The organism is Kineococcus anabasis (genome assembly GCF_054590795.1).
On the sequence record NZ_BAAIHU010000001.1, the window covers coordinates 235,265 to 248,821 of the forward strand.

At 75.0% G+C, this 13,557-nt stretch carries 13 protein-coding genes; 4 read left to right on the forward strand and 9 right to left on the reverse strand.

From position 1 onward, the window contains the following. Positions 1-27: 27 nt before the first annotated feature. Together ACYQBY_RS01015 and ACYQBY_RS01020 are read right to left on the reverse strand one after the other, a co-directional pair. Positions 28-924: a sugar phosphate isomerase/epimerase family protein gene (locus ACYQBY_RS01015; RefSeq protein WP_459642431.1), complete on the reverse strand. Its 897-nt coding sequence runs from the start codon at positions 922-924 to the stop codon at positions 28-30. 253 nt (positions 925-1,177) lie between these two features. Then, entirely contained in the window at positions 1,178-1,930 is a 753-nt protein-coding gene (locus tag ACYQBY_RS01020) for a GntR family transcriptional regulator (protein ID WP_459641947.1), read from the reverse strand. Between the two features lie 129 nt (positions 1,931-2,059). Between ACYQBY_RS01020 and ACYQBY_RS01025 the strand changes: the two genes are divergently transcribed. Next, a complete protein-coding gene (locus ACYQBY_RS01025; RefSeq protein ID WP_459641948.1) occupies positions 2,060-3,403 on the forward strand; it encodes a M20/M25/M40 family metallo-hydrolase in 1,344 nt (447 codons plus the stop codon). Positions 3,404-3,442: 39 nt separating this feature from the next. On the opposite strand, the gene ACYQBY_RS01030 is transcribed toward ACYQBY_RS01025, so the two are convergent. The 3 genes from ACYQBY_RS01030 to ACYQBY_RS01040 all read right to left on the reverse strand — a co-directional run bounded on the left by ACYQBY_RS01030 (position 3,443) and on the right by ACYQBY_RS01040 (position 6,875). Beyond that, positions 3,443-5,020 carry a malectin domain-containing carbohydrate-binding protein gene (locus ACYQBY_RS01030; protein ID WP_459641949.1) on the reverse strand — a complete coding sequence of 526 codons (1,578 nt, stop codon included), beginning with the start codon at positions 5,018-5,020 and terminating at the stop codon, positions 3,443-3,445. 756 nt (positions 5,021-5,776) lie between these two features. Then, positions 5,777-6,442, reverse strand: a complete 666-nt coding sequence (locus tag ACYQBY_RS01035; RefSeq protein WP_459641950.1) for an ABC transporter permease — start codon at positions 6,440-6,442, stop codon at positions 5,777-5,779. A 91-nt stretch (positions 6,443-6,533) separates the two neighbouring features. Continuing rightward, positions 6,534-6,875 (reverse strand): helix-turn-helix domain-containing protein, encoded by a 342-nt coding sequence (locus ACYQBY_RS01040; protein WP_459641951.1) that lies wholly within the window; start codon positions 6,873-6,875, stop codon positions 6,534-6,536. 67 nt (positions 6,876-6,942) lie between these two features. Here ACYQBY_RS01040 and map point away from each other — a divergent pair, with 67 nt between their 5' ends. Continuing rightward, a complete protein-coding gene (map, locus tag ACYQBY_RS01045; RefSeq protein WP_459641952.1) occupies positions 6,943-7,725 on the forward strand; it encodes a type I methionyl aminopeptidase in 783 nt (260 codons plus the stop codon). A 36-nt stretch (positions 7,726-7,761) separates the two neighbouring features. On the opposite strand, the gene ilvA is transcribed toward map, so the two are convergent. The 3 genes from ilvA to ACYQBY_RS01060 form a co-directional block, all read right to left on the reverse strand. Beyond that, positions 7,762-9,018 carry a threonine ammonia-lyase IlvA gene (gene ilvA / locus ACYQBY_RS01050; protein ID WP_459641953.1) on the reverse strand — a complete coding sequence of 419 codons (1,257 nt, stop codon included), beginning with the start codon at positions 9,016-9,018 and terminating at the stop codon, positions 7,762-7,764. Between the two features lie 84 nt (positions 9,019-9,102). Then, the gene (locus ACYQBY_RS01055) at positions 9,103-10,596 is read right to left on the reverse strand and encodes an amino acid permease (RefSeq protein ID WP_459642432.1); all 1,494 of its coding nucleotides are present in this window, start codon (positions 10,594-10,596) and stop codon (positions 9,103-9,105) included. Between the two features lie 80 nt (positions 10,597-10,676). Further along, positions 10,677-10,901 (reverse strand): DUF5703 family protein, encoded by a 225-nt coding sequence (locus tag ACYQBY_RS01060; protein WP_459641954.1) that lies wholly within the window; start codon positions 10,899-10,901, stop codon positions 10,677-10,679. A gap of 38 nt (positions 10,902-10,939) precedes the next feature. Here ACYQBY_RS01060 and ACYQBY_RS01065 point away from each other — a divergent pair, with 38 nt between their 5' ends. Then, complete coding sequence (locus ACYQBY_RS01065; protein WP_459641955.1) at positions 10,940-11,374, forward strand: primosomal protein; 435 nt, start codon at positions 10,940-10,942, stop codon at positions 11,372-11,374. A gap of 208 nt (positions 11,375-11,582) precedes the next feature. Continuing rightward, positions 11,583-12,440, forward strand: coding sequence for an undecaprenyl-diphosphate phosphatase (locus tag ACYQBY_RS01070; RefSeq protein WP_459641956.1), 858 nt, complete (start codon positions 11,583-11,585; stop codon positions 12,438-12,440). Positions 12,441-12,462: 22 nt separating this feature from the next. On the opposite strand, the gene corA is transcribed toward ACYQBY_RS01070, so the two are convergent. After that, positions 12,463-13,485, reverse strand: coding sequence for a magnesium/cobalt transporter CorA (gene corA, locus ACYQBY_RS01075; RefSeq protein WP_459641957.1), 1,023 nt, complete (start codon positions 13,483-13,485; stop codon positions 12,463-12,465). Positions 13,486-13,557 lie beyond the last annotated feature (72 nt).

The window sequence follows — 13,557 nt, forward strand, 5'->3', positions numbered from 1 at the left end:
TCCTTCGATCCGTGGGCTTCGCGGCGCTCAGAGGGCGGGGATGGTGCGCGGCAGGACGCGCCGGATGTACTCGCGGTTCGTGGCGCCGACGCTGATGCTGTCACCGCCGTAGTGCTCGACGCAGAAGGCGCCACGGAAGCCGTGGTCCACCGCGTACCTGATGATCCTGCGGTAGTTGACCGTGCCGCTCTCCAGCGGGGCGGGGTGGGTGAAGTACGCCCCCGTGGCCGGGTCGAAGTCGCGCACGTAGTTCTTGATGTGCCAGTAGTTGGCCAGCGGCAGGGTCTTCTCCGCGACGACGTTCCAGTCCTCGATGGGACGGTGCAGGCGCACGAAGTTGCCGAAGTCGGGGTTGAGGCCGACGTTGTCCAGGCCGACCTCCTCCACGAAGCGCACCGTGGAGTCGGCCTCGTACAGGAAGGTGTCCTCGTACATCTCCAGCGACACCTGCACGCCCACCTCGGCGGCGTGGCGGGCGAGCTCCTGGATGAGCGACACCGCGCGGGCGCGGTTCTCCCGGCCCAGGTCCAGGGGCGCGTTCGGCTCGTGCCAGAACCACAGCGCCTTCTTCTGCTCCTCGGTGAGGGACTCGAAGAAGCCGAAGGAGATCAGCGGGATGCCGAGGGCGGCGCAGGCGTCGATGGCGCGGTGGGAGTACGCGAGGTTCTCCGCGGCGTGCACCGGGTCCAGGACGCTGCGGCGGGAGGTGGAGAAGGCGGGGATGCCCAGGCCGGCCGCGGTGACGGTGCGGGCGAACTCCTCCAGCCGGGCGGGGGACAGGTCCGCGATCTGGATCCAGGTGTCGGTGGGGTCGATGTTCTCGTACCCGGCGTCGACCATGACGTCGAGCACCTCCGCCCACTGCTCCGCGGAGGCCTCCTGCACGGGCGTGCCGTCGGCCACGGTGTTGCCGTGGACCATCATCGGCACGGTGATCGGCCAGTTCTCCCGGGTGAGGGTCTCGGGGTAGCCGGTCCAGACCTTGGTGGTGGGAGCGGCGCCGGGGTCGGCGGCCGGGGAGTCGGGGGTGCTCACGGAGGGGCTCCATCGCGTCCGGGGGTGGAAGGGCGGGACACGATTCTATAGAAAATCGCGTCGTCGCGCTCACGACTGTAGCCCCTGTGCCCCGCCTGTCAACGCCCCGGCGCGGATCGCTCACCCGCCCAGGCCACCGGCCTCAGCCGGAGGCGCGCTCGCGGACCCCCTCCAGGTGCTCCCGCATGGCCTCCGAGGCCGCCCGCTCGTCCCCGGCGACGAGCGCCGCGATCACCGACTCGTGCTCGGCGACGCTCTCCGCGGAGTCCTCGATCCGCTCCTCGTCCTGGTGCAGGCGGTGCACGAAGCCGCGGAAGGAGTCCAGCGTCCGCACCAGGAACGGGTTGCCCGTGGCCTCGGCCAGCAGCTGGTGGAAGGCCCAGTCCGCCGCCAGGTACGCCTTGAAGTGCCGGTAGCCCGGGCCGGTGGGGGAGCTGCGCTGCGCCGCCACCGACGCCCGCAGCGCCGCCACCTGCTCGGGACCGGCCCGCCGGCACGCCCGCGCGGCGATCCCCGGCTCCACCACCAGGCGCACGTCCAGGAGCTGCTCCAGCTCCTGCGCCCCCAGCAGCGGCGCGGCCCGGTACCCCCGGCGCACCGTGCGCTCCACCAGGCCGGTGGACTCCAGCCGTGCCAGCGCCTCGCGCACCGGGGTCGCCGAGACCCCCAGGCGCGCCGCCAGCGCCTCCGTGCGCAGCGGCGCGCCCGGCGCGACCTCGCGGTCCATTAGCAGACCCAGCAGCGCCTCCTGCACCCCGTCCGTCAGGCCGCGGTGCTCGGCCAGCAGCGGCTGCGCCGCGGGCGTGGCGGGAGGTCCCGACGAGGCGCCGGCCTGCGCCGGCGGGGCGGTGGGAGGGGGTGTCGGGCCGGAGGCGGGCCCGGCGGTCGCGCTCATGGTCCCGGCACGCTACAGGCAGCACCGGGCGCCACCACGCCGCGCCGCGCGCCCGCCCCGGTGCCGCCCGAGGGGGCCCGCACACGCCCACCCCGCACCGGCACCCGCCGCGCCGCTACGGTGGCGACCGTGGCGCAGGCGGCGGGCAGCGGGGTCCAGGGCGGCGGACGGGCGGCGGAGGACGAGGTCGTCGGCCTCTGCCGGGACCTGCTGCGCATCGACACCTCCAACTACGGCGACGGCAGCGGACCCGGCGAGCGCGCCGCCGCCGAGCACGTCGCCGCGCTGCTGGGCGAGGTGGGGCTCGGCGCGCAGTACGTCGAGGGTTTCCCCGGCCGCGGCAACGTCGTCGTGCGCATCCCCGGTGACCCGGCGGGGACGGCTGTCCGCGGCGCGCTGCTGCTGCACGGCCACCTCGACGTCGTGCCCGCGCGGGCCGCGGACTGGAGCGTGGACCCCTTCGCCGGCGAGGAGCGCGACGGCTGCCTGTGGGGCCGCGGCGCGGTGGACATGAAGGACATGGACGCGATGCTGCTGGCGGTGGCGCGCGACCTGGCCCGCACCGGCGCCCGGCCCCCGCGCGACCTGGTGTTCGCGTTCCTCGCCGACGAGGAGGCCGGGGGCGTGCAGGGCGCCCGCTGGCTGGTGGAGAACCGCCCGGAGCTGTTCGAGGGCGTCACCGAGGCGATCAGCGAGGTCGGGGGTTTCTCCGTCGAGATCGCCGGTCGACGCACCTACCTGCTGCAGACCGCGGAGAAGGGCCTGGCGTGGCTGCGCCTGGTGGCCCACGGCCGCGCCGGGCACGGCTCGCAGGTCGGCACCGACAACGCGGTGACCCGGCTGTGCGCGGCGGTCACCCGCATCGGGGAGCACGACTGGCCCCTGGAGATCACCCCCACGGTGCGCCAGTTCCTCACCGGCGTCGCGGAGATCACCGGTGAGCGCTTCGACGAGGACGACCCGCGCGCCCTGCTGTCGCACCTGGGGACCACCGCCCGCTGGGTGGGGGCCACCCTGCAGAACACCTCCAACCCCACGGTGCTGGAGGCCGGCTACAAGCACAACGTCATCCCCGGCACCGCCACCGCGCTGGTGGACTGCCGGTTCCTGCCCGGCCGGCAGGAGGAACTGGTGCAGACGATCCGGGAGCTGGCCGGCGAGCGCGTCGACGTCGAGGGTGTCCACGTCGACGACGCGGTGGAGACCCCGTTCGCCGGGGCGCTGGTCGACCGGATGGTCGCCGCCCTGCACGCCGAGGACCCCGGGGCCGCGGTGCTGCCGTACTGCCTCTCGGGCGGCACCGACAACAAGTCCTTCGCCCGCCTGGGCATCCGCGGCTACGGGTTCGCGCCGCTGCGGCTGCCTGCCGGGCTGGACTTCGCGGGCATGTTCCACGGCGTGGACGAGCGGGTCCCCACCGACGCCCTGCGTTTCGGGGTGCGGGTCCTGCAGCGTCTCCTCGCCACCTGCTGACGCCGGGGCGGGCTCGGACCGCCCGCCCCGGCGCCGGGCTCAGAACAGGTCGCGGTAGCGCGCCGCCGACTGCGGCATCCGGTTGCCGGCGTAGAACATGAACCGGTTGTTGTCGCGCTGCACGTTGAACTGGATCTCGTAGAGCAGCCGGCCCGCGCCCGTGCCGCCGTGGGCGGCGAAGAACTCCTGCATGCCCTGCACGAAACCGGGGGAGTCGCCGAGGTCGGCGTTGCCGGACCACTCCGAGATGCTGAGGGGCAGGCCGACACCGGCCGCGAACGCCAGGTGCGCCGCGAGACCCTTGGGGGCGCCGTACCCGTCGGTCTGGCCGAGGTGGGAGCGGAACGCCTCGACCGTGCCCGCGTAGGGGAACTGGTTGTAGTAGTCGACGCCCATGACGTCGACGTGCTCGGCGCCGGGGAACGTCCTGCGCCAGTCGATGCCGGTCTGCACGCTCTCCCGGTTGAGGTTCATGACCAGGCGCGACTCGGGGAAGACCTCGCGCTGCAGCGCCCGGTAGCGCCGCCACGCCGTCCTGAAGTTCTCCGCGTCGGCGGCCTTGACGGTCCAGGGGTACCAGTTGCCGTTCATCTCGTGCGCGAAGCGGATGTAGAGCCGGGCGCCGGGCTCGTGCGCCTGGTCGTCCCACTTGCGCCGCAGGGTGGCCAGCGAGGCGCGCCAGCGGGCGTCGTACTCACCGCGTGCCGCGGCCGCCCAGGACCCGCCCCGGTCGAAGGCGCCGACGGCGACGTCGAGGGAGCCGCGCCAGGAGCCGTACTCCCGGCCCGCGTCCAGCTGCCACACGTTCGCGGCGCCGGTCTGGCTGTCGGCCCAGGTGGCGGCGATGCCGACGCCCTGGCCGCGCCAGGCCGCCAGGGACCCGTCCGCCGCACCGACGCCCGAGGCGCCCGAGAGCCAGGACCCGGCCCGCGCCGGGGGGGCCTGCGACGGCGCGGGGGAGGCGGTGGGCGCGGGGGAGGCGGTGGGCGCGGGGGAGGCGGTGGGCGCGGGGGAGGCGGTGGGCGCGGGAGAGGCGGTAGGCGCCGGGGAGGGCGCGGGTGCCGGTGCCGGTGCTGCCGTGCCGCCGACGGGTCGCACCTGGATGCCGGCGACCTTGGCGTGGTTGGCGGTCGCGGTGAAACCCAGGTCGAGGGTCCCGTCGCTCACGCTGACCTGGAAGGAGCGGTCGTAGGCGGTGTTCTTCCCGACCGCGGCGTAGATGTCGAGGCCCGTGAGCTTCGGCGAGCCCTCGGCGCTGACGGAGAACACCCGCTGGCGGGCGGCGCCGAAGTACGTCTCGGCGAGTTTGAGGGTCACCTCGTAGGTTCCCGCCGGCAGCGCCGTGCGCCAGGCGCTCATCCCGTAGTGCTCGGACTGGTAGAGCAGGTCGTCGCTCGTCCCGGCGACGGGTGCGGTGGAACTCCGGGGCTTGTGCACGCCCCCGGTGAAACCGCGGGCCGCCTCCCAGGTCCCCCCGGTGGAGTCGGTGAGCGCGACCCGGTCGGTGCTCACCCGGACGGTGGCGGGGTCGGCGGCGAACGCGCTGGGGGCGGTGAGGCACCCGGCGGTAACGGCTGCACCGGTGGCGCCGATGAGGATGTGGGAGAGCCTTGCCATGAGCTGAGAACCTCGCAGGGGTGGGCACGGCGGCGGTGCCGCGGGCGCGGGAGGGCACGAGGCGCTGGCGCCGCGAGCGGCGGGTTTCTCCCCCCGCGGGCCTCGTGGTCGTGGGGAGCCGGGGTGTGCGATCGGTCAGCGGGCCGGGGCACGCCCCCGGGGCGCGGCCCGGCCCGGGCGGCCGGCGCGGTGGCGCGGCGACGCGAGGGACGACGGCACGGCGCCGGCCTGCTGGGGCCTGCTGCTGGTCGTCATCGGTCCCTCTCCGGCGAGCGCCCCCGTGATCGGTTTCCCGGGGCCGGGCGGACACTAGCAGCCGGTTCCGGCGGTCAGCACGCCTCCGCGTGTCGTGCAATCCGGAAGCCGCGCGCCACGGCCTCCGGAGCCCGGATGCGTTGCGCGGAGCGGACTTCGGGTGGCTGCTCGGTCGCGCAGAGTGTGCGGCGGTTCGTGCCGGTCGCACCGGGTGAGGGTTTCGTCACCCGGTTTCCCCGGGGTGGCGAGGGGACCGTGCCGGGCTCGCCGGCGCGGTGCCGGGTGCCGGGTGCCGGGTTCCGGGGGTGCGGGGGTGCGGGGGTGCGGGGGTGCGGGGTGCCGGAGTTGCGGGGTTCCGGGGTTCCGCGACGGGATCGGGGCGCCGCGGTTCGCAGGTGCGCGGTTCGGGGGCACTGCGGGGGCGGGACGCACGACGGCCCGTCCGCCCACGGGTCGTGGGGGGACGGGCCGTCGTGCGGGAGGCCGCCGGGGCCGGGGAGCTCAGCGCAGGGCCGCGACCCGTCGCAGCTCCAGGGCGGCGGCCGTCAGGTAGGCCCCGCCGCCGGCCAGTGCCAGGACGAGGTTCTGCCCCGTCTCGCCGAGGAGGAGCGCCGCCGTGCCGGTCAGCGCGAGCCAGGTGCCCAGGCCGTACTGGAGGAGGTCGCGGTGCAGCGCGCCGCCGGCGAGGTAGAGCAGCCCGACGACGAGGGCCGATCCGGACGGCCACAGCAGGGCTTGCAGGTGTGCCTCGCCGCTCACGGCGCTGACGGCGGTGATGAGCAGGAAGAGCGCGCCGAAACCCACGACCCAGGCGGCGCCGAGCAGGGCGCCGGACAGGGCGGCGGGTCCGCTCTGCCCGCGCGCGGCCCTGGCGGTGACCGCCACGGTGACGCCCAGGGCGGCCACGATCCCGGTGACGAGCAGTGCGGCGGGCAGCCACGGTGGCAGTGACAGCAGGGGGTCGGGCCCCCCACCGAGGGCGTGGGCGCCGTAACCGAGGAGCCAGGCGGCGCCCCAGGCGAGGTAGGTGGGGGTGTTGTCCTGCACGGGGGGCTGCGCCGGGGTGTGAGCCGGGGTGTGGGCCGGGGTGTGAGCGGGGGCGGGGGGCGCGGGCGTGGTCGAGGAGGAGCTGCTGCGGGTCTGCGCGGTGGTGGCGGTAGGGGACACGGAAACCTCCGGGGTCGGGCGGGCATCTGTGACTGAGTAAACAGTCACTTACTGGAGCCCGGCATCCCCCTTCTGTCGGACCCGCGCTCCGTCACCCGGTCCGGGCTGCCCGTGGTCGCCGCGACGGGCTCGCCCAGGAGACGACCCGCTCGCGGCCGTCGCCCCGGCCGGTGGACCCGGCCCCGGCGTCCGGCCGGTCGACCTCCGCCCACAGCGCGTCGAGGGACAGCCCGAGGGCGCCGGCGATCGCGGCGACGGTGGGGAAGGCGGGGGTGGCCACGCGACCGGACTCGATCTTCCGCAAGGTCTCCGGTGAGACCCCCGCCCGCAGCGCGGTCTCGAGCGCCGACCGCTCACCCCGGGCGCGCCGCAGCAGGGCGCCGAGGCGCTGCCCGCGCTCGATCTCCGCGGGGCTCAGCGGCAACCTGACCATGACGCCGACTCTAGCCCTGGGATACTCTTACCGGGATAGTTATCGGATTCGGAGGACGGGGTTCCTGATGATCGAGATCCTGGGCCCGGCGGAGCTGTCCCGGGCCAGGCAGGCCGGAGCCCTGGTCGCAGGCATCCTGCGGACCGTGCGCGAGCGCTGCGAGGTGGGCACGAACCTGCTGGACGTCGACCGGTGGACCCGGGAGATGATCGACGAGGCCGGGGCGAGGTCCTGCTACGTCGACTACGCGCCGTCCTTCGGGCGCGGGCCCTTCGGTCACCACATCTGCACCTCCCTCAACGACGCCGTCCTGCACGGCCTGCCCCACGACCGCGCGCTCGCCGACGGCGACCTGCTGACGCTGGACCTCGCCGTCTCCGTGGGCGGTGTCGTCGCCGACTCCGCCGTCAGCTTCCTCGTGGGCGACGCGCGGCCCGCGCAGAGCGTCGCGCTGATCGAGGTGACCGAGCGCGCCCTGGCGGCGGGGATCGCCGCGGCCGGTCCCGGAGCCCGCGTCGGGGACGTCTCCGCCGCCATCGGCGCCGTCCTCGGCGGGGCGGGGTACCGCATCAACACGCAGTTCGGCGGTCACGGCGTGGGCTCGACGATGCACCAGGACCCGCACGTGCCGAACTCCGGGCGCCCCGGGCGTGGCTACCGGCTTCGCCCCGGGCTGCTGCTGGCCCTGGAGCCGTGGGTGATGGCGGACACCGACGAGCTCGTGACGGACGCCGACGGCTGGACGCTGCGCAGCGCCACGGGCTGCCGGACCGCGCACAGCGAGCACACCATCGCCGTCACCGACGCCGGGGCCGAGGTCCTCACGCTGCCGGCGCCCGTGCGCGCCTGAGACCCGGGGGCGCGTCCACAGCGGGAACCGCCACCCCTACAGCAGGTAGCGGAACAGCGGGCTCGCCGGGTCCACCCGCTCCACCGTCGGGGGCGCCGCCGCCATCCGCTCCAGCAGCGGGGCCAGGTCCTCGGGGCGGGCCAGCTCCACGCCCACCAGCGCCGGGCCGGTCTCGCGGTTGGAGCGCTTGACGTACTCGAACAGCGTGATGTCGTCCTCGGGCCCGAGGACCTCGTCCAGGAACCGGCGCAGCGCCCCCGGCTCCTGCGGGAACTCCACCAGGAAGTAGTGCTTGCGGCCCTCGTGCACGAGCGCCCGCTCCACCACCTCCGCGTAGCGGCTGACGTCGTTGTTGCCCCCGGAGACGACGCACACCACCGTCGCCCCCGGTGCCACCGCGATGGCGTCGCCGAGCGCGGCCGCGGCCAGCGCACCCGCGGGCTCGGCGATGATCCCGTCGCTCTGGTACATCTCCAGCATCTCCGAGCAGACCCGGCCCTCCGGGACGCTCACCAGCTCCGCCGCCGAGGCCGCCACGAGCGGGTACGTCACGTCCCCGGCCCGGCGCACCGCCGCGCCGTCCACGAAACCGTCGAAGGCCTCCAGCCGCACCGGCCCACCCGCCGCCACCGCCGCGGCCATGCAGGCGGCGCCCGCCGGCTCCACCCCCACCACCCGCACCGAGGGGTGGCGCTCGCCCAGCCACGCCACGCACCCGGCGAGCAGGCCGCCCCCGCCCACCGGCAGCACCACCACGTCCGGCGGCGCGCCCGTGGCGGCGAGCACCTGCTCCACCAGCTCCGCGGCGACCGTGCCCTGCCCGGCGGCGGTGCGCGGGTCGTCGAACGCGGGCACGAGCACCGCGCCGCTGTCCGCGGCGTCCGCCAGCGCGCGCGCCGCCGCGTCGTCGTAGGTGTCCCCGGCCACGATCGTCCGCACCGCCGCCCCGCCCAGGGCCGCGATGCGGTCGCGCTTCTGCCGCGGTGTCGTGCGCGGCACGTGCACGCGGCCGGGCACGCCGAGCAGCGCGCAGGCGTGCGCGACGCCCTGCCCGTGGTTGCCGGCGCTGGCGCACACCACCCCGGCGGCGCGCTCGGCGGGACCGAGCCGGGAGATGAGGTTGTACGCGCCGCGCACCTTGTACGAGCGGACCACCTGCAGGTCCTCCCGCTTGAGCCACACCTGCGCACCGGTGCGGGCGGAGAGCCGGGCGCTGGGCTCCAGGGGCGTGGTGGTCACCACCCCCCGCAACCGGCGGGCGGCGGACTCGACCATCTCGGCGTCGACGGGCACCCGGGAATCCTGCCGTGCCCGGCCTCCCCGCGGCGCACCAGGCGGCGCCGGCCCGGTGCGCCGCGGCGGGCGGGGCGGGGACGCTCAGCCGCGCCCGGCGCCCTGCGCGGCCCGCGGGCCCGTGGCCAGGCGGGAGCGGCGGTAGCCGTAGAGGGCGTAGACCAGCAACCCTAGCGCCATCCAGATCCCCAGGCGCACCCACGTGTGCGCGGGCAGGAAACCCATGAGCGCGACGGCCGCCAGGGCCGAGAGCACGGGCAGCACCGGCACGCCCGGCATGCGGAAGGCCCGCGGCAGGTCCGGGCGGGTGCGGCGCAGCACGACGACGCCGACGGAGACGAGGACGAAGGCGAACAGCGTGCCGATGTTCACCATCTCCGCCAGGTCCCCCAGCGGCACGAGCGCGGCGACCGCGGCCACGACCACGCCCGTCACGACCGTGGTGCGCACCGGCACCCCGGTGCGCTCGGAGACCTGGGAGAACCAGCCGGGGATGAGCCCGTCGCGGCTCATCGCGAACAGCACCCGGTTCTGCCCCAGCATCAGGATCATCATGACCGTGAGCAGCCCGACGACGGAGCCGACGCTGATGAGGGTCGCCACGACCGGGGCGCCGACCTGCCGGAACGCGTCCGCCAGCGGCGCCTCGGTGCTGATCCGCTCGTAGCTCACCATGCCGGTGATGACGAGGCAGACCGCGACGTAGAGGGCGGTGCAGATCGCCAGGGAGCCGAAGATGCCGCGCGGCATGTCCCGCTGCGGGTTCCTCGTCTCCTCCGCGGCGGTGGCGACGATGTCGAAGCCGATGAAGGCGAAGAACACCAGTGCCGCGGCGGTGAAGACGCCCATGACCCCGAACGCGCCCGGCTCGAAGCCGAGGTCCTGCCACAGCGACGTCGACGGCGGCTCGGCGGACGGCGCGCCGGGGGAGCCGGCCGGCGGCACGAACGGCGACCAGTTCGCCCGGTCCACGAAGAAGGCCCCGGCCACGATGACGACGCCCACGACCGTCAGCTTCAGGGCCACGACGACGGCGTTGACGCGGGCGGAGGTCTTGCTGCCGGCGCACAGCACCGCGGTGAGCAGCAGGATCACGGCGGCCGCCATGAGGTTGGGCGAGGTGGGCGTGGGGGTGGCGTTGTACGTCCACGCCGGCAGGGTCAGCCCGAAGGTCTGCTCCAGCAGGTCCGCGAGGTAGCCGGACCAGCCCACGGCGACGGTCGCCGCGCCGAGCGCCATCTCCAGGATGAGGTCCCAGCCGATGATCCACGCCACCACCTCCCCGAGGCTGGCGTAGGAGAACGTGTACGCCGAGCCCGCCACGGGGACGGTGGAGGCGAACTCGGCGTAGCACAGCGCGGCGAGCGCGCACACGATCCCCGCCACGACGAACGAGAGGGACACCGCAGGTCCGGCGAGGGTCCCGGCCGCGCGGCCGGTGAGCACGAAGATGCCCGTGCCGATGATGACGCCGACCCCGAACACGGCCAGGTCCAGCCCGCCGAGGGACTTGCGCAGCCGGTGCCCCGGCTCGTCGGTGGTGCGTATCGCGTCCTCGACGCTCTTGGTCCGCCACATGCTCACCGCGTACCTCCGCTCCTCGGGCCCGGCGACCGCGCCGCGGGCTGCTCGTGCGGTGCCGGCGGCCGGGTCCCGGCTCAGGCCGTGCGCACCACGCGGATGATCTTCCTGCGCAGACGCACCCGCCGCACCCCGCCGAGGGAGACGCGGACGCGGTCCAGCTCCCAGCGCCCGTAGTCGGCCTGCTCGGTGAGCAGTCGCCGCGCCTCCGCGCGCGAGGTGGAGCGGGGGAAGGTCAGGGTGCGGTACTCGTAGTCCGCCGGGTCGACCGGCGCGGGTCCGCTGCGGGTCTGAGGTGCCATCGGTGCCATTGTGGCCCGCCGAGCGCTACGGTCGGAACATGACGACGGACCCGCGTGCCGCCCTCGCCCGGCTGGTCGCCGCGCTGGAGGGGCACCTCGACGCCGCCGCCAACCGCCGCGGTGAGGCGGACCCGGCCGTGGAGACCGCCTACCAGCGGGTGGCCGACGCCTTCGAGGCGTACGACAGCGCCCTGTACGCCGCCTACGACGAGGTCACCCCCCTCGTCCTCTACGACGACGTGGAGGACGAGCGCGAGGACGGCGACGACGAGGACGAGGACGAGGACGAGGACGACGACGGGGACCTCGGCGGGGCGGTGGCCGCGGCGGACGAGGACGACGACGAGGACCTCGTCGACGACCTCGAGGAGGACGAGGACGACGAGCTCGCCGACGACCTCGACGACGACGCACCCGGCGCCCCCCGCGCCGTCGTGGACGTGCGCGGCGACGTGCAGCACAGCGCCCCCTGAGGACGTGAGCCCCGCCTGAGCCGTACCTGAGCCCCGCCCGGGCCGGCCGCCCCCCGCAGGCGTGCACATCCGGTGAGGGCCTGCCGGACTGTTGGTGCCCCCGGGTGGCGCGACACCGGCGGGCGGCGGCCGGCTCGCTAGGGTCTGCGCCCGTGCCCACCGCCCCGCCCCCGCACCTCCCGCCCGCCCCCGCTGCCCGGTGGCGCCCGTGAGCGCCCCCAGCGTCGGCCTCGGCGACTCCCTCGTCCTGGGCCTGGTGCAGGGCCTGACGGAGTTCCTGCCCGTCTCCTCCAGCGCCCACCTGTCGATCGTGGGCAGGCTCATCGGCGCCGGCGACCCCGGCGCGGCGTTCACCGCGATCATCCAGCTCGGCACCGAGGCCGCCGTGCTGCTCTACTTCCGCAAGGACATCGCCCGCATCGTCAGCCGCTGGGCGCTGTCCCTGGCCCGGCGCGTGCCGCGCGACGACCCCGACGCCCGCATGGGCTGGCTGGTCATCATCGGCAGCATCCCGATCGGCGTGCTGGGGTTGTTCTTCAAGGACCAGATCGAGTCCGTGCTGCGCGGGTACGTCCTGACCGCCACGACCCTGTGGGTGTTCGCGCTGATCCTGCTGTGGGCGGACCGGCGCGGCGCCAAGGAGCGGACCCTGGACCGCCTCACCTGGCGCGACGGCATCCTCTTCGGCCTGGCCCAGTCCCTGGCGCTCATCCCGGGGGTCTCCCGCTCCGGCGGCACCATCACCGCCGGGCTGCTGCTGGGGTACACCCGCGAGGCCGCGGCGCGCTACTCCTTCCTGCTGGCGGTGCCCGCGGTGGTGATGTCGGGGCTGTTCCAGGTGTACGACGAGCTCACCGGCGGCGCCGCGGTCTCCTGGAGCGCCACCGCCGTGGCCACGGTCGTCTCCTTCGGCGTCGGCTACGCCGTCATCGCCTGGCTCATGCGCTACATCTCCACCCACAGCTACACGCCGTTCGTGGTGTACCGCATCGTCCTGGCGGCCGTGGTCTACACCCTCGTCGCCGTGGGGTTCCTGCCGCCCTTCCGGGAGCTCACCGGCGGCTGAGCCGGTCGCCGCGCCGGGTGCCTCAGAGCCACCCGGCGCGGCGGAACCGCCGGTACAGCCCGACCGCCACGGCCGCCATGAGCAGCAGGCACGCCGGGTAGCCGAACCGCCAGGACAGCTCCGGCACGTGCTCGAAGTTCATGCCGTAGACGCCCGCGATGAGCGTGTCCACCGCGAAGATCGCGGCCCACGCGGAGATGCGGCGCATGTCCTCGTTCTGCTGCACCGACACCTGCGCCAGGTGCGCGTCGAGGATGCCGGTGAGGAGCCGGTCGTAGCTCTCCACGTGCTCCACGGTCCGCTCGAGGTGGTCCGCGACGTCGCGCAGCGCGAGCAGGTCGTCCTCGCTGCCCGGCCGCACCGCGCGCACCGCGCCCTCCCGCCCGCCGTGCCCGTGGTGCGCACCGCGGGCGAGGTGCTGGCGCAGCTCCGCCAGCAGCGGGGAGGCCGCGCGGCGCACCTCCAGCACCTCCCGCTTGAGGTTGTAGATGCGCACCGGGTCCTGGGTGCGGCCGGGGGAGAAGACGCGTTCCTCCATCTCCTCCACGTCCTGCTCCAGCTCGCGGTCGATGGCCACGTAGCCGTCCACGACCGCGTCCAGGACGGCGTGCAGGACGTGCGCGGGGCCCCGCTCCAGCAGTTCCGGGTGCGCCTCCAGCGCCCTGCGCACCGGGGTGAGCGGTGCGGCCCCGCCCCGGCGGACGGTCACCACGAAGCGCTCGCCGAGGAAGACCATCACCTCCCCGGTCTCCACCGCAGACTCCGGCTCGGAGTACGACAGCGCCTTGAGCACCACGAACAGGGTGTCCCCGTAGCGCTCGATCTTCGGCCGCTGCCGGCCGCGGGCGGCGTCCTCCACCGCCAGCGGGTGCAGTCCCAGCTCCTCGCCGAGGAGCGCGAGCTCCTCGGCGCCGGGGTCCTCCAGCCCGATCCACACGAAGCTGCCGGGTTGTGAGAGGCACCGGCGCAGCGTGTGCGGCAGGCCGCGGAAGTCCGAGCAGTCCTGCCGCTGGCCCGCGACGTAGGAGGCGACGTCCACGATCATCTGCACATCCTCGCCCGACCGCGCCGGTGATCGCGCCCGCACCGGGCGGGGGAGGGTGGCGGCACCGGCGGG